Annotated in this window: 18 protein-coding genes; 11 read left to right on the top strand and 7 right to left on the bottom strand. The window is 70.1% G+C overall.

The features are described from left to right. Positions 1-725: 725 nt before the first annotated feature. The 3 genes from HWX39_RS28100 (at position 726) to HWX39_RS28090 (ending at position 3,614) form a co-directional block, all read left to right on the top strand. Positions 726-2,132, top strand: a complete 1,407-nt coding sequence (locus HWX39_RS28100; RefSeq protein ID WP_175970975.1) for a selenium-binding family protein — start codon at positions 726-728, stop codon at positions 2,130-2,132. Further along, the gene (locus HWX39_RS28095; protein ID WP_175970974.1) at positions 2,129-2,794 is read left to right on the top strand and encodes a hypothetical protein; all 666 of its coding nucleotides are present in this window, start codon (positions 2,129-2,131) and stop codon (positions 2,792-2,794) included. Before HWX39_RS28100 ends, HWX39_RS28095 begins: the two co-directional genes overlap by 4 nt. 310 nt (positions 2,795-3,104) lie before the next feature. Beyond that, positions 3,105-3,614, top strand: coding sequence for a flavin reductase family protein (locus HWX39_RS28090; protein ID WP_011353017.1), 510 nt, complete (start codon positions 3,105-3,107; stop codon positions 3,612-3,614). On the opposite strand, the gene HWX39_RS28085 is transcribed toward HWX39_RS28090, so the two are convergent. Then, positions 3,601-4,101: an Lrp/AsnC family transcriptional regulator gene (locus HWX39_RS28085; RefSeq protein WP_006477992.1), complete on the bottom strand. Its 501-nt coding sequence runs from the start codon at positions 4,099-4,101 to the stop codon at positions 3,601-3,603. The genes HWX39_RS28090 and HWX39_RS28085 overlap by 14 nt on opposite strands. A gap of 130 nt (positions 4,102-4,231) precedes the next feature. Here HWX39_RS28085 and kynB point away from each other — a divergent pair, with 130 nt between their 5' ends. The 3 genes from kynB to kynA all read left to right on the top strand — a co-directional run bounded on the left by kynB (position 4,232) and on the right by kynA (position 7,164). After that, positions 4,232-4,873 carry an arylformamidase gene (gene kynB / locus HWX39_RS28080; RefSeq protein WP_175970973.1) on the top strand — a complete coding sequence of 214 codons (642 nt, stop codon included), beginning with the start codon at positions 4,232-4,234 and terminating at the stop codon, positions 4,871-4,873. Between the two features lie 28 nt (positions 4,874-4,901). Then, positions 4,902-6,152, top strand: coding sequence for a kynureninase (gene kynU, locus HWX39_RS28075; RefSeq protein ID WP_175970982.1), 1,251 nt, complete (start codon positions 4,902-4,904; stop codon positions 6,150-6,152). 79 nt (positions 6,153-6,231) lie between these two features. Continuing rightward, positions 6,232-7,164: a tryptophan 2,3-dioxygenase gene (gene kynA, locus HWX39_RS28070; protein ID WP_175970981.1), complete on the top strand. Its 933-nt coding sequence runs from the start codon at positions 6,232-6,234 to the stop codon at positions 7,162-7,164. 30 nt (positions 7,165-7,194) lie between these two features. Here the strand turns inward: kynA and HWX39_RS28065 are convergent, their stop codons facing one another. The 4 genes from HWX39_RS28065 to mdlC all read right to left on the bottom strand — a co-directional run bounded on the left by HWX39_RS28065 (position 7,195) and on the right by mdlC (position 12,915). Further along, entirely contained in the window at positions 7,195-8,592 is a 1,398-nt protein-coding gene (locus HWX39_RS28065; RefSeq protein ID WP_175970972.1) for an MFS transporter, read from the bottom strand. A 266-nt stretch (positions 8,593-8,858) separates the two neighbouring features. Further along, a complete protein-coding gene (locus HWX39_RS28060) occupies positions 8,859-9,803 on the bottom strand; it encodes a 2-dehydropantoate 2-reductase (protein WP_175970971.1) in 945 nt (314 codons plus the stop codon). Between the two features lie 14 nt (positions 9,804-9,817). Then, positions 9,818-11,269 (bottom strand): aldehyde dehydrogenase, encoded by a 1,452-nt coding sequence (locus HWX39_RS28055; RefSeq protein ID WP_175970970.1) that lies wholly within the window; start codon positions 11,267-11,269, stop codon positions 9,818-9,820. 38 nt (positions 11,270-11,307) lie between these two features. Then, complete coding sequence (gene mdlC / locus HWX39_RS28050) at positions 11,308-12,915, bottom strand: benzoylformate decarboxylase (protein ID WP_175970969.1); 1,608 nt, start codon at positions 12,913-12,915, stop codon at positions 11,308-11,310. 97 nt (positions 12,916-13,012) lie between these two features. Here mdlC and HWX39_RS28045 point away from each other — a divergent pair, with 97 nt between their 5' ends. From HWX39_RS28045 to HWX39_RS28030, 4 genes are all read left to right on the top strand, one after another. Further along, positions 13,013-13,924 (top strand): LysR family transcriptional regulator, encoded by a 912-nt coding sequence (locus HWX39_RS28045; RefSeq protein ID WP_175970968.1) that lies wholly within the window; start codon positions 13,013-13,015, stop codon positions 13,922-13,924. Positions 13,925-14,122: 198 nt separating this feature from the next. Beyond that, a complete protein-coding gene (dalD, locus tag HWX39_RS28040; protein ID WP_175970967.1) occupies positions 14,123-15,517 on the top strand; it encodes a D-arabinitol 4-dehydrogenase in 1,395 nt (464 codons plus the stop codon). An 83-nt stretch (positions 15,518-15,600) separates the two neighbouring features. Then, positions 15,601-17,082 carry a xylulokinase gene (gene xylB, locus HWX39_RS28035; RefSeq protein WP_175970966.1) on the top strand — a complete coding sequence of 494 codons (1,482 nt, stop codon included), beginning with the start codon at positions 15,601-15,603 and terminating at the stop codon, positions 17,080-17,082. Between the two features lie 65 nt (positions 17,083-17,147). Then, the gene (locus tag HWX39_RS28030; RefSeq protein ID WP_175970965.1) at positions 17,148-18,161 is read left to right on the top strand and encodes a sugar-binding transcriptional regulator; all 1,014 of its coding nucleotides are present in this window, start codon (positions 17,148-17,150) and stop codon (positions 18,159-18,161) included. Positions 18,162-18,177: 16 nt separating this feature from the next. Here HWX39_RS28030 and HWX39_RS28025 read toward each other — a convergent pair whose 3' ends face one another. Both HWX39_RS28025 and HWX39_RS28020 read right to left on the bottom strand, forming a co-directional pair. Beyond that, a complete protein-coding gene (locus tag HWX39_RS28025; protein ID WP_175970964.1) occupies positions 18,178-19,395 on the bottom strand; it encodes an MFS transporter in 1,218 nt (405 codons plus the stop codon). Beyond that, a complete protein-coding gene (locus HWX39_RS28020; RefSeq protein ID WP_175970963.1) occupies positions 19,392-20,588 on the bottom strand; it encodes a serine hydrolase domain-containing protein in 1,197 nt (398 codons plus the stop codon). Before HWX39_RS28020 ends, HWX39_RS28025 begins: the two co-directional genes overlap by 4 nt. Before the next feature lie 113 nt (positions 20,589-20,701). Between HWX39_RS28020 and HWX39_RS28015 the strand changes: the two genes are divergently transcribed. Beyond that, positions 20,702-21,586: a LysR family transcriptional regulator gene (locus HWX39_RS28015; RefSeq protein WP_175970962.1), complete on the top strand. Its 885-nt coding sequence runs from the start codon at positions 20,702-20,704 to the stop codon at positions 21,584-21,586. Positions 21,587-21,595 lie beyond the last annotated feature (9 nt).

Below are 21,595 nucleotides of genomic sequence, written 5' to 3'. Positions count from 1 at the left end.
TTGCCAAAAACCTACCAATTTGCCCAATGAATTGCCCAACTGCCCAAAATTAACCGTAAGTTGTTGATTTATAAGGCGATACAGCTACCTTACACCAGAAACACCCGCCTCCCAATGTCGCGGTTTCAAGCATCTCGTTCACCATGAAATCAGTCCCTCGTTGATGTCGGCAGCCGGCACGCATGCGCTGGCGCCACCGTACCGTCTCGCCGCTGCCCGCTCGCGTACGGGCCGCAACGGCACCTCGCCAAGTATCTCACCCGCGCGCGAACCTGACAGAGTGCACAGGTGTCGCGCGCGGCCGGACGCCCGTTTTCTCGTCTACACTGAGGCACGCGCGAGCGCGGCGGCCAACCCGCTGTCTCGCGCAAAGCACCCGATGCACGCCCGACCCTGATGCAAACATCATCTGCCGGAACATCGATATGCATGCCTTAACAGACATCACCCGCGTCACTCGCATGGCCGTTGCCGCGTCGCAGGCCACCGCTTCGACCATGCCACCCCGTTGGCGTGCATCCGTCCCGCCTCGCGGGCGGCGATCCGGCGCACAGCCTTGATCCGCTTTCACGATCTGATCCACGGCGTCGCACGCGCACCGACGCGTGCATCCGCCTGCCGATCGCTCCCGCCGGCGTGTCGTACGCCGTACGGCAACCCCGACCCGCACGCCCGCAACGAACGGCCGTGCGACCACGATCCGACACCATCGAGAGGGCATCACCATGAGCATGCGGCCTGACCCGACGTTTCACGCTTCGCCGGAACTGGCGATGCAGGCACCGCCGGAAGCGTTTGCCTATACGTTGTTGCTGAGCCCCGATTTTTCCAGACCCGACGCGCTCGCCGTGATCGACGTGAAGCCCGGCTCGTCGACCTACGGAAAGATCGTGCACACGGTGACGATGCCGAACACCGGCGACGAGTTTCATCACTTCGGCTGGAATGCATGCTCGTCGTCGCTGTCGCCGCTGACCGGCCATGCGTTCCTCGAGCGCCGCTTCCTGATCATCCCCGGCCTGCGCTCGTCGCGCATCTACGTGATCGATACGAAGCCGCACCCGACGCAGGCGCGCATCCACAAGATCATCGAGCCCGACGAAATCTTCGCGAAGACCGGCTATTCGCGGCCGCACACGGTTCACTGCGGGCCGGAGGGCATCTACGTGAGCACGCTCGGCGGCGCGGGCAAGGACGGCACCGACGGCGCACCCGGCATCTTCATCATGGATTGCGAAACCTTCGACGTGCTCGGCCGCTGGGAGATCGATCGCGGCCCGCAGGACAAGCATTACGACTTCTGGTGGAACCTGCCGCGCGACTACATGGTGTCGAGCGAATGGGCGCTGCCGCCGCAATTCGAGAACGGGATCGTGCCCGAGGATCTACTCGCGAACAAATACGGGCACCGGCTGCATTTCTGGGACCTGCGCGCGCGGCGCAACGTGCAGACGATCGATCTCGGCGCGCAGCACCAGATGGCGCTCGAGGTGCGGCCCGCGCACGACCCGGCGCGCGAATACGGCTTCGTCGGCGTCGTGGTCGACACGACCAATCTCGAAGGCTCGATCTGGACCTGGTGGCGCGAAGGCGGCAAGTTCCATGTGAAGAAAACGGCGACGATCCCGGCCGAGCCGGCCGCGGCCGACGAGCTGCCGCCGCTGCTGAAATCCTTCGGCGCGGTGCCGCCGCTCGTGACCGACATCGACCTGTCGCTCGACGACCGCTTCCTCTACGTGTCGTGCTGGGGCACCGGCGAGATGCGCCAGTACGACGTATCGGATCCGCACCACCCGGTGCTCGCGGGGTCGGTACGGATCGGCGGCATCGCGCGCCGCGCGCCGCACTCGAACGGCCGCAGGTTCGCGGGCGGCCCGCAGATGGTCGAGATCAGCCGCGACGGGAAGCGCGTGTACTGGACCAACTCGCTGTATTCGACGTGGGACGACCAGTTCTATCCGGACGGCGTGCCGGGCGCGCAGGTGCTCGCGCATGTGGGACCGGAAGGCGGGCTGACGCTCGCCGACGATTACTGGGTCGAGTTCCCCGACGGCTATCGCGCGCACCAGATCCGGCTCGAAGGCGGCGACTGCTCGACCGACTCGTTCTGCTATCCGTCGGTCAAGCGGTGAACGCCGGCCTGCACGCCCAGTTCGCACTGTGGGCGGCCGTGCTCGCGAGCGGCATCTATCACGGCCTCAATCCCGCGATGGGCTGGCCGCTTGCGGTGTCGAACGCACTGATGACGCGCCGCGGCGGCGCGCTCGTCGCGGCGCTCGGCTATCTCGCGCTCGGCCATGCGCTCGCGGTCTTCGCGGTGATGCTGCCGTTCGGGCTGCTCGCCGCGCTGCTCGCGTGGGAAACGGCAATCCGGATCGGCGCGAGCGCGCTCGTGATCGGTTTCGGCGCGGTGCTGCTGATCCGGCGCCGGCATCCGCGGGCGCTCGCGCGGATTCCGCCGGCGCGGCTCGGCCTCTGGTCGTTCGCGGTCGCGATCGCGCATGGCGCGGGGCTGATGCTGGTGCCGATCTACCTGGGGCTGTGCGGGCTCGACCAGGACGCCGGTCACCGGGCGGCGGCCACGCTCGTCGATGCGCATCTCGGGATGGCGCTCGTCGTCGCGGCCGTGCATGCCATCGCGATGATCGGCGCCGGTGGCGGGCTCGCCTGGCTCGTGTACCGCTATCTCGGGCTGAAGTTCGTGTCGCGGAGCTGGTTCAATCTCGATGCGGTGTGGGCGTCGAGCCTGATCGTGACGGGCGCGTTGTCGCTCGGACTGGCGGCGGCGCGCTAGCGCGGGCGTCAATGGCACGCGTGGCGGAGCGGCGGATCGGCAGGCGGACGGGCCTACCGCACCGCGCAAGAACGCGACAGAGCGGCCTTGCCGACCACGCGCCATCGGGAACCCGGCATCGCACCGCAGTGTTCGCTACGTCACGCTATCCCCGCGATGCGCCGTCCGGCTGGGCCCGGCGGCCCCGATTCCGCTAAAATCGGGCCATGCGCACCCCTTCCCAACCGACCGCCTTGTCGTCTTTCGTCCGCCGCGCTCGCCCCACCCGCGTCGCGCCGCGCCCGCCCGTTTCGTTCCGGATGGCCGCCCGATGAGCCACGCCAACCCGCCGGATTTCGACGCCGCCGCCTTCCGCCAGGCACTCGGCCAGTTCGCGACGGGCGTGACGGTGATCACGACGCGCGCGCCGTCCGGCCAGCTGATCGGCATCACCGCCAGCTCGTTCAACTCGGTCTCGCTCGATCCGCCGCTCGTGCTGTGGAGCCTCGCGCACAAATCGGCGTCGACGCCGGTGTTCCGCGGCAACAGCCATTACGTGGTGAACGTGCTCGCGGCATCGCAGCTCGACCTGTGCAAGCGCTTCTCGACCTACAAGGGCGACCGCTTCGAAGGGATCGCGCATGCGGCCGGCAACTCTGGGATGCCCGTGCTCGACGGCGCACTCGCCTGGTTCGAGTGCCACAATCGCAGCCGCTACGATGAAGGCGACCACGTGATCTTCGTCGGCGAAGTGGAGCGCTGCGGCGTGCGCGCGGTATCGGACACGGCACCGCCGCTCGTGTTCCACGGCGGCGGCTTCCACGGCCTTACACCGCTTTGATCGCCCCCGTGCGCGCCAGCCCGACCGGCGCGCCGGCTTCATCCTTCAGCGTCTGCAGCACGATGTTCGAACGGATGTCCATCACGCCCGGCGCCTTGTAGAGCCGGTTCAGCACGAAATCCGAATAGTGCTTGAGGTTGTGCGCGAGCACGCGCAGCAGATAGTGGCTCTCGCCCGTCACGACGAACGCGCCAACGACCTCCGGCCATTCGCGCAGCGCTTCCGCGAAGCGCTCGTGCCATTGATTTTCTTCGTTGCGCATCGACACCTGAACGAACGCCTCGAGCTCGAAGCCGAGCTTTTCGCGGCTCAGGCACGCGCGATAGTGCTCGATCACACCCTGTTCCTCGAGCAGGCGCATGCGGCGCAGACAGGCGGATGGCGAAAGCGAAATCCGTTCCGCCAAGTCGAGATTGCTGATTCTGCCCTCTTCCTGCAGTACCGCCAGAATCCGGCAGTCGGTGGCATCGAGCGTGATCGCGTGCATTTTTGGTCCCCGTTTTCCCTCTGAGTCGAATTATCTGCCAATCCGGCGGATTGTCCATGTTTATTTCGCAAGCACTTTCTGCGAGCGTCCACCTATCATTCGAAGCATCGATTCACCGATTCGTCATGCCATGGACACTCTCTGGGACATCTCGCCGCCCGTCAGCCCCGCCACCCCCGTGTGGCCGGGCGATACGCCGGTTTCCGTCGAACGCGTGTGGCGGATGGAGGCCGGCTCGCCGGTCAACGTCGCACGCCTGACGCTGTCGCCGCACACGGGCGCGCACTGCGACGCGCCGCTGCACTACGACGCCGACGGCGCGCCGATCGGCGCCGTGCCGCTCGATACTTACCTCGGCCCGTGCCGCGTGATCCATTGCATCGGCGCATCGCCCGTCGTGCAGCCGGCCGACGTCGCGGCCGCGCTCGACGGCGTGCCGCCGCGCGTGCTGCTGCGCACCTGTGCGCAAGCGCCGCTCACGCAATGGGATCCCGGCTTCTGCGCGGTCGCGCCTGAAACCATCGACCTGCTCGCCGCGCACGGCGTGAAGCTGATCGGCATCGACACGCCGTCGCTCGACCCGCAGGAATCGAAGACGATGGATGCGCATCACCGCGTGCGCGCGCACCGGATGGCGATTCTCGAAGGCATCGTGCTCGACGACGTGCCGCCCGGCGACTACGAACTGATCGCACTGCCGCTGAAATTCGCGACGCTCGACGCGAGCCCCGTGCGCGCGGTGCTGCGCGCGCTGCCCGCGCGTGCCGCCTGATTACCCCGACTGACTACCCAACATCATGATCAAGACCCGTGAAGACGCGCTCGCGCTCGACCGCGACGACCCGCTCGCCCCGCTGCGCGACCAGTTCTCCCTGCCCGACGGCGTGATCTACCTCGACGGCAACTCGCTCGGCGCGCAGCCGCGCGCATCGGCCGTCCGCGCGCAGCAGGTAATCGGCGCCGAATGGGGCGAAGGCCTGATCCGCAGCTGGAACACGGCCGGCTGGTTCGCGCTGCCGCGCCGTCTCGGCGACAAGCTCGCCACGCTGATCGGCGGCGCCCCCGGCGAAACGGTCGTGACCGATACGATCTCGATCAACCTGTTCAAGCTGCTGTCGGCGATGGTGCGCCACCAGGCCGAGCGCGCGCCCGAGCGCCGCGTGATCGTGTCGGAACGCTCGAACTTCCCGACCGACCTGTATATCGCGCAGGGGCTGATCGAACAGCTCGGCGGCGACTACGAACTGCGCCTGATCGACGATCCGGCCGACCTGCCCGGCGCGCTCGGCACGGACACGGCCGTCGCGATGATCACGCACGTGAACTACCGCACCGGCTACATGCACGACATGCCGGCGGTCACGCAACTCGTGCACGACGCGGGCGCGCTGATGCTGTGGGATCTCGCGCACTCGGCCGGCGCGGTGCCGGTCGACCTGAACGGCGCGCGCGCGGACGGCGCGGTCGGCTGCACGTACAAGTACCTGAACGGCGGCCCCGGTTCGCCCGCCTTCGTGTGGGTGCCGCAGCGCCATCACGCGCACTTCTCGCAGCCGCTGTCCGGCTGGTGGGGCCACCGCGCACCGTTCGCGATGCAGCCGGGCTTCGCGCCCGATCCGGGCATCGCGCGCTTCCTGTGCGGCACGCAGCCGATCGTGTCGATGTCGATGGTCGAATGCGGGCTCGACGTGTTCCTGCAGACCGACATGCACGCGATCCGCCGCAAGTCGCTCGCGCTGACCGATGCGTTCATCGCGCTCGTCGAAGCGCGCTGCGCGGGCCTGTCGCTGAAGCTCGTCACGCCGCGCGCGCATCACCAGCGCGGCTCGCAGGCGAGCTTCGAGCATCCGCACGGCTACGAGGTGATGCAGGCGCTGATCGCGCGCGGCGTGATCGGCGACTACCGCGAGCCGTACGTGCTGCGCTTCGGCTTCACGCCGCTCTATACGCGCTTCGCCGACGTGTGGGATGCCGTCGAGACGCTGCGCGACATCCTCGCCACCGGCGCGTGGAAGGCGCCCGAGTTCGCCGAACGCGGCGCGGTGACCTGACCCGCTTCGCGCGGCGCACGCATGACGCGCGCCGCGCCCCCGTCATTCAAATCTGGAGAGAGTCGTGAATTCTGGTCATATGGAGCCCCCCCGCGACGACGCGCCGGCGGGCTGCCCGTTCTCGGGCGCACGCGCCGCGCATCCGGCACCGGCGGCCCAGGCCGCGCACGAAGCGTCGCACGTGCCGGGCGACGCCGGCTGGCACAACGCGCAGCTCGATTTCTCGAAGTCGATGAGCTACGGCGACTACCTGTCGCTGAATTCGATCCTCGATGCGCAGCACCCGCTGTCGCCCGATCACAACGAGATGCTGTTCATCATCCAGCATCAGACGAGCGAGCTGTGGATGAAGCTCGCGCTGTTCGAGCTGCGCGGCGCCCTCGATGCGGTACGCACCGACGCGCTGCCGCCCGCGTTCAAGATGCTCGCGCGCGTGTCGCGGATTCTCGAGCAGCTCGTGCAGGCGTGGAACGTGCTGTCGACGATGACGCCGTCCGAATATTCGGCGATGCGGCCCTATCTCGGGCAGTCGTCGGGCTTTCAGTCGTACCAGTACCGGCAGCTCGAATTCCTGCTCGGCAACAAGAACGTGCAGATGCTGCAACCGCATGCGCACCGGCCCGACCTCCTCGAACAGGTGCGTGCAACGCTCGAGGCGCCGTCGTTCTACGACGAAGTCGTGCGCCTGCTCGCGCGGCGCGGCTTCCCGATCGCGGCGGAGCGGCTCGAGCGCGACTGGACCCAGCCGACCCGGCATGACGAGACGGTCGAGGCCGCGTGGCTCGAGGTGTATCGACACCCGCAGCAGCACTGGGAACTGTACGAGATGGCCGAGGAACTCGTCGATCTCGAGGACGCGTTCCGCCAGTGGCGCTTCCGTCACGTGACGACCGTCGAGCGCATCATCGGCTTCAAGCAGGGCACGGGCGGCACCAGCGGCGCGCCGTACCTGCGCAAGATGCTCGACGTCGTGCTGTTCCCGGAGCTCTGGCACGTGCGCACCACGCTGTAACGCACGACTCGCCCCCGGGCCCGCGCGCCGTCACGACGACGTGCGGGCCAGCGCCTCCCCTTCGCGCGGCTGCGCGGCCGCGCTCGACAGTCGCGGGATATGCCGTCGCACGACGAGCAGCGCGACGCAAACAATCCCCATCGCGATCGCCAGCATCGTCAGATAGGCCACAGCGCCGCCCGTGGTGATCACGATCGCGCCCGCGAACGCGCTGAGGATCGCGCCGAGCCGCCCGAACGCGAGCGCGCTGGCCGTCCCCGTCGCGCGCACGGCTGTCGGATAGATGTACGCACAGAGCGCATACATCGTCGACTGCACCGCATTGACGAACAACCCGTGCAGGCCGAGCCCGACGATCAGCCAGCCCGTGTGGCGGCTTGCATCGACACCCATCAGCCACACCGCGCTCGCCGCGCCGCCGATACTGCATAGCACGAGCGGCCAGCGCGACCCGGCATGCGCGATCGTCCACGCGCACAACAGCGCGCCGATCACGCCGCCGAGGTTGTACGCGGTGAGGCCCGTACCGGCGACCGACACGCTCAGCCCGCTTGCCGCCAGCATCGTCGGCAGCCAGCTGAACGCCGCATACACGGCGAGCAGGCACATGAAGAAGGCGCACCACAGCGCGATCGTGTCGCGCGCCTGACCGCTCGCGAACAGCGCACCGAAGCCGCCGCGCCCGCCTGCCGCGCGCGCGTCCCTCATGTCGGTAAAGGCGGTGCCCGGTGCGACCGGCCGCTCCATCCGCGCAAGCAGCGCGCCGAGCTCCGGCCAGCGCGCGGGGCGCCGCGCGAGATAGCGCGGCGATTCGGGCAACGCACGCACGAGCACGAAACCGAGCACGAGCGGCAATGCGCCGCCCGCGAAGAACAGCCCGCGCCAGCCGTAGCGCGGCAGCACCTCGTGCGCGAACAGGCCGGCCAGCATCCCGCCGAGCGGCACGCAGACGATCGTCGCGGTCACCATCATCGTGCGACGCCGCGCGGGCGTGTATTCGGCCGTCATCGTCGTGGCGGTCGGCAGCGCGCCGCCGATCCCGAGCCCCGCGCAGAAGCGCAGCATCGCGATCGCCGCGACGTCGGGCGCGAAGCCGATCGCGCAGGTCGCGACGCCGAACAGGAACACGCTGCCGATCACGGCCTGGCGGCGGCCGAAGCGATCCGCGACGATCCCCGCGCACGCGCTGCCGATACCCATCCCGATCAGCCCGGCCGCGACGGCCGGCGCGAACGCGCCGCGCGTGATGCCCCATTCGCGGATCAGCACCGGAATCGCGAAACCGATCAACTGGCCGTCGAAGCCGTCGAGCACGATCGCGAGCGCGGCGAGCAGCACCACGCCGCGCTGCATCGTCGTAAACGGCCCGTCGTCGAGCGTCGCGCCGATGTCGACGGACGGCGACTGAACTCCGTCGCGCGTGCTCATGCGGCCTCCCGTTCGCCGCGCCGAGGCGGCAACGTGCGCGAACGGCGCGCGGCAAGACAACGGCATTCGATGGCTTTCATGGCGTCTCCTGTGGCCCGGGCTGGCGCGGTGGCGCGTGCCCGGATCCCGTGCTGCGCAGGCGGCCGGTGCCGACGCAGCGGCGCCGGCCCCGGTGTCTCGTCCAACCCGTCCCGATCCGATGCGGTCGCCTGCGCGCGACGCGCTCGTATCGTCGTGCGGCGCAAGCAGCGCCGCCGGCCCGATGCTCAGCTCATCCGCGCGTCGATCAGCCGGACCAGCGTGAGCAGCGTTTCCGCATGCGGCACCGCCACGCCCGCTTCGCGCGCGGCCGCGACGACCTTGCCGCCGATCGCGTCGATTTCCGTGCGGCGGCCCGCGAGCACGTCCTGCAGCATCGACGGGCGATGACCGCGATGCGCGCGGATCGCATGCTCGACGTTGCGCGCGATGCGTTCGCCGTCGACCGCCATGCCCTTCGCGCGGGCAACGGCGGCCACCTCGGCCGCAATCGCGAGCGCGAGCCGCGGCCCGTCGTGATGATTGCCGAGCTGGTCGACCATGCAGCCCGTCACCGCGCACAGCGTGTTGAGCGCCGCGTTGAACGCGACCTTCTCCCAGATCGCGGCCCACACGTCGGCATCCAGCGTGCACGCGAGCCCCGCGCGCGACAGCGTATCGGCCACGGCCGTCGCGAACGGGCGCGCCGCGCCGTCGGCCGTCATCATGCGGATCGTGCCCGCGCCGTGCGAGCGCACGTGTGCAGGCCCCACGGCGTCGGCGGGCCACGTCGTCACGCCAACCAGGATGCGCTCGAGCGGCACGAACGCATTCAGCGTCTCCACGTTGCCGAGCCCGTTCTGCAACGTGAGCACGTGCGTGTGCGGCGTCAGCAGCGCGCGCACGCCGTCGAGCGCGGTGCGCGTATGCAGCGACTTCGTGAAAACGATCAGCAGGTCGAATGGCGTATCGGACGATGCGGCCGCATCCGCTTGCGCGGTTTCCGGCCGCACGGCCTGCAACGTGCGGACGCGTCGTTCACCACGATCGTCATCGATGCGCAGCCCGTCGCGGCGAATCGCATCGAGGTGCGCGTCGTTCACGTCGATCAGCGTGACGGCCTCACCGCTTTCGGCCAGCAGCCCGCCGAACAGCGAGCCCATCGCGCCGGCGCCCAGAATCGCAATCCTCATGGTCGGCGGCCTCGTCAGAACGGATAGTGGCGCGGTGCGGTCTGCACGGTGATCCAGCGCAGGTCCGTGAACGCCGCGATGCCGGCCTTGCCGCCGAAGTGGCCGAAGCCGCTGTCCTTCACGCCGCCGAACGGCATCTGCGCCTCGTCGTGCACGGTCGGGCCGTTCACGTGGCAGATGCCCGACTCGATGCGCCCCGCGACGCGCATCGCACGCGCGACGTCGCGGCTGAAGACGGCCGACGACAGCCCGAACGCGTTGTCGTTCGCGCAACGGATCGCGGCCTCCTCGCCGTCGACGCGCACGATGCCCTTCACCGGGCCGAACGATTCTTCCGCATAGATGCGCATCGCCGGCGTCACATGGTCGAGCAGCGTGGCCGGATACAGCGTGCTGTCGGCCTTGCCGCCGCACACGAGCGTCGCGCCGTGCGCGAGCGCATCGTCGACCAGCGCATTGCAGCGCTCGACGGCCTTCATGTCGATCAGCGAACCGAGCACGACGGGGCCCTTGCGCGGATCGCCGAGCGGCAGCGACGCGGCCTTGTCGGCGAGCTTCGCGACGAACGCATCGGCGATCGACGCGTCGACGACGATGCGTTCGGTCGACATGCAGATCTGCCCGGAATTCGCGAACGCGCCGAACGCGGCCGCCGCGACCGCCGCGTCGAGATCGGCATCGTCGAGCACGACGAACGGCGCCTTGCCGCCGAGTTCCAGCACCGACGGTTTCAGGTGACGTGCGCAGGCTTCGGCGACGATCCTGCCGACACGCGTCGAGCCCGTGAAATTCACGCGGCGCACGGCCGGATGCGCGATCAACGCATCGACGATGGCGCCCGCGTCCTCGGGCGCGTTCGTCACGAAATTGACGACGCCCGGCGGCAACCCGGCTTCCTGCAGCGCCTCGACGATCAGCCCGTGCGTGACGGGGCACAGCTCCGAACCCTTCAGCACGACCGTGTTGCCGCACGCGAGCGGCAGCGCGAGCGCGCGCGTCGCGAGGATCACCGGCGCGTTCCACGGCGCGATGCCGAGCACGATGCCTGCCGGCTGCCGCACGCCCATCGCGAGCGAGCCCGGCACGTCGGACGGAATCAGCTCGCCGCCGACCTGCGTGGTCAGCGACGCAGCCTCGACGAGCCCGCTCGCGGCAAGATGCACGTTGAAGCCGGCCCACAGCGCGGACGCGCCCGTCTCGGCCGCCATCGCGGCGACGAACTGATCGTGTTTCGCTTCGAGCGCGGCGGCCGCCTTCAGCAGCAGCGCGCGGCGTGCGCCGGGACCGAGCGCGGCCCATTCGGGAAACGCGCGCGCGGCCGCGTCGGCTGCCGCACGCGCATCGTCGACGGTGCAGGCGGGCGCTTCGGACGCGATTTCGCCATCAAGCGGGTTGCGGCGCACGAAGGTCGCGCCGCTGGACGAGTGACGGCGTTCGCCGCCGATCAGCATCGATACGGTTTGCATGAAGGCTCCGGAAGGACGCGCGTTGCGCATCACGTAATTCAGGCAATCTCGACTTCGACGACGACCGGCGTCGCCGCACGCAGCGCATCGGTCAACGTGTCGCGCAGGTGCGCGGCATCGGTCACGCGCACACCGCGGCAGCCCATTCCTTGCGCGAGCGCGACGAAATCCAGGTTCGGCAGATCGGTGCCCTGCACGGGGTCATCCGGGCCGAAGCCGAACACCGGCGCGAAATCCTGCAGCGCCGCGTAGCGCCGGTTGTTCAGGATCACGAACGTGATGGGCAGCTTCAGTTGCGCGGCGCTCCACAAGGCCTGGATCGAATACAGGCTCGACCCGTCGCCGATCAGCCCGATCACGCGCCGCCCCGGCTGCGCGAGCGCGACGCCGACGGCGGCCGGCATCCCGTAGCCGAGCCCGCCGCTGTCCATCGTGTAGAACGTGCCGCTGCGCGTGAACGGCAGGTGTTCCTGCATCACGGGCCGTGCGCTCGGCGCTTCCTCGACGACGATGTCGTGCGCGTCGCGCACGTCGGCGAGCGTCTGCAGCGCGAACGCGACCGGCATGCGCTCGCCGGCGGCCGGCGCTTCGACACGCGCGCGCGGCGGCCGCGGTGCGGGCATCGGCCGCTCGGGCGGCGCCGGGCGCGCGAGCAGGTCGCGCGCCGCGAGCCGCAGGTTGCCGACGACCGCATCGCCCGACGGCGTCCACGCGGCGACACCCGGATCGTCGACCAGCTGCACGAGCGTCGCGCCCGGCGGCACGTGCGGGCCGAAGCCCTCGATGTGATAGGTGAACGCGGGCCCGCCGAACGCGAACACGAGGTCGTGCCCGTCGAGCCGCGCGACGATCTTCTCGCGGATCGCGGGCAGGAAGCCGGCGAACAGCGGATGGTCCTCGGGGAAACTGCAGCGCCCCGACATCGGCGCGACGTACACGCGCGCACGGTGCCGCTCGGCGAGCCGCACGGCTTCATCCCACGCACCGGCGCGATCGACGGCCGCACCGACCACGAACGCGGGACGCCGCGCGGCGTCGAGCGCGTGGCCGAGCCGCGCCAGCGCATCGGGATCGGGCCGCACGATGCTGCTGACGTCGCGGCGCGGCAGCAGTTCGGCCGGCTGGTCCCAGTCGTCGACCGGGATCGACACGAACACCGGGCCGCGCGGTTCCTGCATCGCGATGCGGTACGCCCGCGCGATCGCGGCCGGCACGTCCTGCGCGCGCGCGGGCTCGATGCTCCACTTCACGTACGGCTTCGGCAGCTCGGCGGCCTGCGTCGCGCCGAGGAACGGGTCGAACGGCAGGATCGCGCGCGCCTGCTGGCCCGCGGTGACGATCAGCGGCGTGCGGTTCTTGAATGCGGTGAAGAGGTTGCCCATCGCGTTGCCGACGCCCGCCGCCGAATGCAGGTTGACGACCGCCGCGTTGCCGCTGGCCTGCGCATGGCCGTCGGCCATCCCGACCACGACGGCCTCATGCAAACCGAGCACGTAACGGAAATCGTCCGGGAAGTCGCGGAACATCGGCAGCTCGGTCGAGCCGGGATTGCCGAACACGCGGTCGATGCCGAACTGGCGAAGCAGGTCGATCACCGCATCGCGAACGGTGATCGATGCGGCGGAAGGGGGCGAATGGCCGGACATGCTCGGCGCTCCTCGATGGCTTGGCGGTTTCCACAGTATCGAAGCGCAAGCCATTCTCGGATACTGTATTTTCTGCGATAAGCCATACCATTCCGTCATGACTTTCGATCTCCGACAATTGCGCGCCTTCACGACGATCGTCGCGTGCGGCAGCCTCGGCCGCGCGGCCGACGCGCTGCACGTGACCCAGCCGGCGCTGAGCCGGATCCTGAAGCGGCTCGAGGACCAGGTCGGTGCGCCGTTGTTCGAGCGTCACTCGAAGGGCGTGCAGCTGACCGCGTTCGGCGAGGCGCTGCTGCCGCACGCGACGCTGCTGCAGCACGAGGCCGAGCACGCGCGCGAGGAGCTCGACGCGATGCGCGGGTTCGCGAAGGGCACGATCAAGGTCGGCACGGTGGGCAGCATCGCGAGCCTCGTGCTGCCGGTCGCGGTGGGCCGCGTGCTCGACCGCTGGCCGAACCTGCGCGTCGAGATCATCGAAGGCGTGTGGGACCGGCTCGCGGAAGGGCTGAACAAGCACGAGATCGATCTCGCGCTGTCCGCGCACGGGCCCGACACCGACGAGATCGTCGCGATTCCCGAGTGCCGCTGGGAAGATCGCAGCCATATCGTTGCGGCGCCGCACCATCCGCTGCGCGCGCTCGGCCGCGCGCCGACGCTCGCCGATACGCTGCACGCGCGCTGGGCGATTCCGCCGCGCGGCACCGCGCCGTTCGACCACATGCGCGCGACCTTCGACGCGGACGGGCTCGCGCTGCCCGACATCGCGGTCGAGACGCGCTCGGTCACAACGTTGAAGAGCCTCGTCGCGCATGCGGGCTTCCTCAGCTGGATGGCCGAGCCGATGTACGGTGCCGAGCAGCGCGCCGGCACGATCGACACGCTGCCGGTGCGCGAGGTCGTCGCGGTACGCACGCTCACCGCGTTCCGGCGCCGCCACGGCATCCTGCCGGGGCCGGCCGGCAAGCTGCTCGACGAACTCGTCGCGTTGACGCGCGAAGGACGCTGACGGCACTTCGCGCACCGGCCGCCCGTTCGCGCGCGCCCCGCCCTGCCCGCGCCGCCACCGCAGCGCACCATCGAAATGCGGTTTCCCCGCCTTGACTTTCGCTCGCCCGAATACGATCATTCGCTCACACAAAGAGCAAATGATCGTATTCGTCGGTCGCATGCGACCGGACAGTCAGGCACGAACAGGAGACACCGGATGAGCGCATCGCCCTCCGCCCGCACGCCCGTGCTGCTGCACATCGGCGCGGGCTCGTTTCACCGCGCGCACCAGGCGTGGTATCTGCATCGCGTGAACGCGGCCGTACCGGCCGACGAGCGCTGGTCGCTGACCGTCGGCAACATCCGCGACGACATGCACGCGACGATGGACGCACTCGCCGCGCAGCACGGCGCCTACACGCTCGAAACCGTCACGCCGCAAGGCGAACGCGCGTACGAGACGATCCGGGCGATCACGCGCGTGCTGCCGTGGTCGATCGACCTCGCCGCGCTGATCGACGCCGGCGCCGATCCGGCCTGCCGGATCGTGTCGTTCACCGTCACCGAAGGCGGCTACTACCTCGACGAACACAACCGGCTCGACATCGCGAACGCCGATCTCGCGGCCGATCTGCAAGGCGCGCGCACGACGCTGTACGGCGCGCTCGCGGCGCTGCTCGCCGAACGCGTGAAGCGCGGCGCGGGCCCGCTCACGCTGCAGAGCTGCGACAACCTGCGCAACAACGGCGCGCGCTTTCGCGCGGGGATGCGCGAATTCCTCGAACGGCGCGGGCAGGCCGACCTGCTCGCGTGGTTCGATGCGAACGTCGCCACGCCGAGCGCGATGGTCGACCGCATCACGCCGCGCCCGACCGCCGACGTGCGCGAACGCGTGCTGGCCGCCACCGGCATCGACGACGCTTGCCCGGTGATGGGCGAATCGTTCATCCAGTGGGTGATCGAGGACCGCTTCGCGGCCGGCCGGCCGCGCTGGGAGCTGGCCGGCGCCGAACTCGTCGACGACGTGCACCCGTACGAGGAAGCGAAGATCCGCATCCTCAACGCGACGCACAGCTGCATCGCGTGGGCCGGCACGCTCGCGGGCTACACCTACATTCACGAAGGCACGCAGGACGCGGCGATCCAGCGCTTCGCGCACGACTACGTGACGCAGGACGTGATCCCGTGCCTCACGCCGAGCCCGCTCGATCTCGCGCGCTACCGCGACGTCGTGCTCGAGCGCTTCGGCAACCCGTACGTCCTCGACACGAACCAGCGCGTCGCGGCCGACGGCTTCTCGAAGATCCCCGGCTTCATCGCGCCGACGCTCGTCGAATCGTTCGCACGCGGCGCGGCGCCGGTCGCCACCGCCGTGCTGCCCGCGCTGTTCCTGCGCTTTCTCGAACGCTGGGCGCGCGGCACCTTGCCGTACGCGTACCAGGACGGCGTGATGGACGAAGGCGCCGCGCGGGCGATCGTCGCCGCCGACGACCCGGTCGTCGCGCTGTGCGCGAGCCGAGCGCTGTGGGGCTCGCTCGCCGGCAATGCGGCGCTGTTCGAGGCGCTGCGCGCCGGGCTCGCGCGGGTCGACGCATGGCTCGCGGCACGCTGACCCGCCTCCGGGCGAACCTGCCTTGGCACGGGCGCGGCCGCGCGGCTAAAGTAGCGACTCCCCACTGACGGAACGGATCGCACATGTATCTCGGCATCGACCTCGGCACCTCGGAAGTGAAGGTGCTGCTGCTCGCCCCGGACGGCACGGTCGTCGGCACCGCCGGCTCGCCGTTCACCGTGTCGCGGCCGCATCCGCGCTGGGCCGAACAGCATCCGGAGGACTGGTGGCAAGGCACGCTCGCCGCGCTCGCGGCCCTGCGCGAACGGCACCGCCAGGCGTTCGCGGCCGTGCGCGGGATCGGGCTGTCGGGCCAGATGCACGGCGCCGTGCTGCTCGGACGCGACGACCGCGTGCTGCGCCCCGCGATCCTGTGGAACGACATGCGCAGCGCCGACGAATGCGCGCTGCTCACCGAACGCGCGCCCGATCTCCACGCCCTCGCCGGCAATCTCGCGATGCCGGGCTTCACCGCGCCGAAACTGCTGTGGGTCGCGAAGCACGAACCCGACGTGTTCGCGGCGACCGCCTGCGTGCTGATGCCGAAGGATTACCTGCGGTTCCGGCTGACCGGCGCGAAGGTGTCCGATCCGTCGGACGCGGCCGGCACGCTGTGGCTCGATGTCGCGCGCCGCGACTGGTCCGATGCGCTGCTCGCCGCGTGCGGGATGTCGCGTGACCAGATGCCGCGCATCGTCGAAGGCAATGCGACGTCCGGCACGCTGCGCGCGGACATCGCCCGCGAACTCGGGCTCTCGGAAGCCGTCGTGGTCGCCGGCGGCGGCGGCGACAACGCGACGAGCGCGCTCGGCATCGGCGCGATCCAAGCGGGCGACGGCTTCGTGTCGCTCGGCACATCGGGCGTGCTGAGCGTGGTCGGCGATCGTTTCATGCCGAATCCGGCATCGGCCGTGCATGCGTTCTGCCATGCGATTCCCGATCGCTGGCAATTGATGAGCGTCGTGCTGTCGGCCGCGAGCTGCCTGCGCTGGGTCTGCAAGCTGACCGGCACCGACGAGCCCGCGCTGCTCGCCGAAGTCGAGGCGCTCGACGCCGACGCGCTCGCGACGGCGCCGCTGTTCCTGCCCTACCTGTCCGGCGAGCGTACGCCACACAACGATCCGTACGCGCAGGGCGTGTTCTTCGGGATGACGCATGCGACCGAACGTGCGCATCTCGGCTACGCGGTACTCGAAGGCGTGACGCTCGGCCTCGCCGACGGTCTCGACGCGCTGCATGCGGCCGGCGTCGAAACCGACCGGCTGTCGCTGATCGGCGGCGGTGCACGCAGCGCGTTCTGGGCGCAACTGATCGCGGACGCGCTGAACGTGCGCACGCGCCAGATCGGCGGCGGCGAAACGGGCGCGGCGCTCGGCGCGGCCCGGCTCGGCTGGCTGGCCGTCGGCGGCGATCCGCAGACGGTGCTGACCAAGCCGCCGGTGCGCGCCGAATACACGCCGGATGCCGCCCGCCATGCGCGGCTGCGCGAACGCCTCGATGCATTCCGCGCGTTGTACCGCCACGTGCGGCCGCTGTACGAACCGTCGCGCACACGGCTCGCGTAAGCGCCGCAAGCCAAGCGTGGCGGCCGTCGGCCGCTTGCGCGACATGCGGTACAGTGGATGCCGTCATGCGGCCCATCGGCCGGCCCGCGGGGCGGCCCCCAGATCCGAATCGAATCGCTATCGTGTCCAAGTCCTCAGAAAAACTCGATCTCGCCACGCGTGCCGCGTGGCTCTACTACGTCGCGGGCGACACGCAGAACGAAATCGCGGAAAAGCTGCAGGTGTCGCGCCCGGTCGCGCAGCGCCTCGTCGCGTTCGCGGTCGAAAAGAACCTGATCCGCGTGCGCGTCGACCATCAGCTCGCCGACTGCCTCGATCTCGGCGCGCAACTGTCGAAGCGCTACGGCCTCGCGATGTGCGAAGTCGTGCCCGTCGATGCCGATGCGCCCGACGCGATCGACCGCAAGCTCGCGGTCGCCGGCGCGCAGGTGATGGAGCGCTACCTGAGCGAAACGCGGCCGATGGTGATCGCGGTCAGCAGCGGCCGGACGCTGAAGGCAGCAGTCGCGCAGATCGCGCAGATCGACCGCCCGCAGCACCGGCTCGTGTCGATGGTCGGCGCGATCGCGGCCGACGGTTCGTCGAACCGCTACGACGTCGCGCAGTACATCTCCGAGAAAACCGGCAGCAAGCACTTCCTGCTGCCCGCGCCGCTGTTCGCCGACAGCGCCACCGAACGCGCGCAGTGGTGCAATCACCGGCTGTACCGGATCGTCGAGGCGCTGTCGGGCCAGGCCGATGTCGCGTTCGTCGGGATCGGCAACACCGGCCCGCACTGCCCGCTCTACGAAGACGGCTTCATCACCGAACAGGAACTCGACGAGATGACCGCGCTCGGCGCGGTGGCCGAACTGCTCGGCATGCCGATCGACGCGCACGGCAAGATGATCGACGTGTCGACCAGTGCGCGCGTGACGAGCGTATCGCTCGCCGCGCCGCCGAAACGCCCGACGATCGCGTTCGCCGGCGGCCCGAAGAAACGCGACGCGGTGATCGCCGCGCTGCGCGGCGGCTGGCTGTCCGGGCTCGTCACCGACGAAACCTGCGCGCGCGCCGCGCTCGACGCGAAGGCCGACTGACGCGGCGGCCGAACGTTCAGGCTGCGCGCGGCGCCGGAAACCCATGCCGGCGCGCACGCCACGCACCGACCCACGCGGCCGCCAGCAGCGCAACGAGCACCCACGGAATCGCGCCGGCGCCCGTTGCGCCGAGCAACATCCCGCCTGCAATGCCGCCACCGGCGATCGCGAGATTCCACACCGTCACGAGCATCGACTGCGCGACGTCGGCCGACTCCCCTGCCGCATTCGCGGCAGCGGTCTGGAACAGCGTCGGCGCGCCGCCGAACGCGAGCCCCCACAGCGCGACGCCCGCATAGACGATCGTCATCCCCGATCCGGCGCCGAGCATCGCCGCCGCCAGCGCGAACAGCGCGATGCTGGCGAGCGTCAGGCGCCGTTGCGCGGCGCCGATCCACGCGCCCGTCAGCGCGATGCCGGCGAGCGACGCGATACCGAACACCAGCAGCACCGCATCGACCTGCGCACCCATCCGCACGCCGGCGAGAAACGGCGCAACGTATGTGTACAGCATGTTGTGCGCAAGCACGTACGCGAACATCACGGTCAGCACCGGCCGCACGCCGGGCAGCGTCATCACGCCGAGCACCGGCTCGCGCGCGCCGGCCTGCTGCCCCGGATAATCGGGTATGCGCAAGCGGATCCAGCCGATCAGCGCGAGCGCCGCGAACGTGATGGCCGCGAACGCAACACGCCACCCCAGGGCCGCGCCGAGTGCGGTGCCGGCCGGGATACCGATCGACATCGCGACCGGCGCGCCGAGCATCGCGACCGCGATCGCGCGGCCGCGCAGCGACGCATCGACCATCCGGCTCGCGTAGCCGGCCAGCAATGCCCACAGCAGCCCGGCCGCCATCCCCGCGACGAAACGCGCGGCGAGCGTGAGCGCGTAGTACGGCGACACGGCCGTCAGCGCATTCGACACGACGAAGCCGGCCAGCGCCGCGAGCAGCAGGCGGCGCCGGCGCATCGCGCGCGTCGCGGCGACGAGCGGAATCGCCGCGACGATCGAGCCGAGCGCATACACGGTCACGAGCTGGCCGATCAGCGCCTGGGGCACGCGCAGGTCGACGCTCATCAACGGCAGCAGGCCGGCCGGCAACGCCTCGGTGAGGATCGTGATGAAGGCGGCGGTCGCGAGCGCCAGCAGGTTCGCGACCGGCAGGCGAGCGCGTGCCTGCGCGGGCGCGGCGGCAACTTGATCGTCCATCTCGATCGACGTGCAGTCGCTCATGACGCGCTCCCGGTATCGACGCCGTAGACCGCATCGCGCACGTCGGTCACGATCCGCCCGTGCATGCCCTCGTACAGCGTGTTGGTCAGCGCGACGACCGTCAGCCCGGCGGCGCGGTCGACGAACCATGCATGCCCGTAAGCGCCGCCCCAGCGCCAGGTGCCGACCGATTCCGGCGACCGCGCGGCCGCCGGATCGCGCAGCACCGAAAAGCCGAACCCGAAGCCGAAACCCGGCGCATCCTGCAGTTCGTGCGCGCCCGGCTGGATGCGCGCCATCTCGTCGATCCACGCGGGTTCGAGCCAGCCGTCGCGGCCGGTGCGCAGCGCGTCGAGCAGCGTCACGCAATCGCGCGCGGTGCCGACCATCCCCGCGCCGCCCGACGGCCACGCATCGCGATCGAACGCGCGGGCCGGTTCGAAGCGGATGCCGACCGTGCCGTCGAACGCCGGCACGAGATCGATATCGGCCATCCGGCGCGGGGCGCCCGGCGTGCTCACGTAAGGCGTCGCGACACGCGCGGCGTCGTGCGCGACGAACGCGGTGTCGGTCATCCCGAGCGGCCCCGTGACGAGCGCGGCGACCGCATCGGCGAGCGGCCGGCCGTCGACCGCCTCGATCAGCGCGCCGACCACGTCGGTCGCGAGTGAATAGCCCCACGCCGTGCCGGGCGCGAACTGCAGCGGCACGCCGGCGATGCGCCGCACGTTCTCGGCGAGCGAGATGCCCGCGCGATCCATCCCGTCGGACACGCCGGCGCGCGCATACGGGCCGTCGCCGTCGGCTTCGAGAAAGCGGTAGCCGAGGCCGGCCGTATGCGACAGCAGATGGCGCAACGTGATCGCGGCGGGCGCGCCATCGGGCAGCGCCGGACGGAATTCGGGCAACCGGCGCGCGACGGGTTCGTCTAGCGCGATGCGCCCCGCCGCGACGAGCCGCATCGCGGCGGCCGTGACGACCGGCTTCGTGACCGACGCGAGCCGGAACAGCGCGTCTTCCCGCATCGGCGTACCGGCTTCGCGATCGGCAAGCCCGGCGGCGCGCGCATAGCGCAGCTCGCCGTCGCGCGCGACCAGCACGACCGCGCCGACCACGCGCTCGTCGGCAAGCGCGGCGTCGAGCGCGGCGTCGAGCCGGCGGCGCAGCGCGGCGTCCGGATCGGCGCGGGAAGCTGTAACAGGCAGGGATGACATGGCGTGACCTCATAGCGTGAACGAGCGTCCATCGTAGGGGGCCGACGCAACGAGAAAAACCGGGTTAGAGTTCCGGACACTCCGGACGCTGGCGTCCGCAATCGGAAACTTGCATGGAAAATCTCGGCGGGTTCGTCGTGTTCGTTCAGGTCGCGGAAACGCGCAGCTTCGTCGCGGCCGGCCGCGCGCTCGGGCTGTCGGCGTCGGCGGTCGGCAAGCGCATCGCGCGGCTCGAGGCGCGCCTGAACGTGCGGTTGTTTCATCGCAGCACGCGCAGCATCACGCTGACGGCCGAAGGCACGCGCTTTCTCGAGCGGTGCCGGCGCGTGATCGCCGAGATCGACGCGGCCGAACGGGAACTGACGCACAGCGCCGAAGCGCCGCGCGGGCGCTTGCGCGTGAGCCTGCCGACGATCGGCACGCTGCTGCTGCCGGTGCTCGCGGATTTCATGGCCGCGTATCCGGAAATCGAACTCGACATCGATTTCAGCGACCGGCTCGTCGACGTCGTCGACGAAGGTTTCGACGCGGTGCTGCGCACCGGCCGGCCGTCGGATTCGCGGCTGTCGTCGCGGCTGCTCGGCCATTTCCGCCAGCACCTCGTCGCATCGCCCGACTATCTCGACCGGCACGGCACGCCGCGCGCGCCGGCCGATCTCGCGCGGCACCGCTGCCTGCATTACCGCTTCCCGAGCAGCGGCAAGCTCGAAACCTGGCCGCTGCGCATGCCGCGCTCGGGCGCGCCGCCGGACGTGCCGGTATCGATGGTCAGCAACAACGCGGAAACGCGCCTGTGCTTCGCGCTGCGCGGGCTCGGCATCGCGTGCCTGCCCGAATTCTTCGTGCGCGGCGCGCTCGATGACGGCGCGCTGCGCGCGGTGCTCGACGAACACGTCGCGAGCCGCACGCCGCTCTACGTGCTGTGGCCGTCAGGCCGCCACTCGACGCCGAAGCTGCGCGCGTTCGTCGATTACATGGCCGCGCACCTGCACCTCTGACCGAAGCCG

Source organism: Burkholderia sp. BCC0322 (genome assembly GCF_902833045.1).
Taxonomy (GTDB): Bacteria; Pseudomonadota; Gammaproteobacteria; order Burkholderiales; family Burkholderiaceae; genus Burkholderia.
Note: the sequence above shows the minus strand (reverse complement) of the source record. Positions and strands in the feature narration are given on the sequence as shown.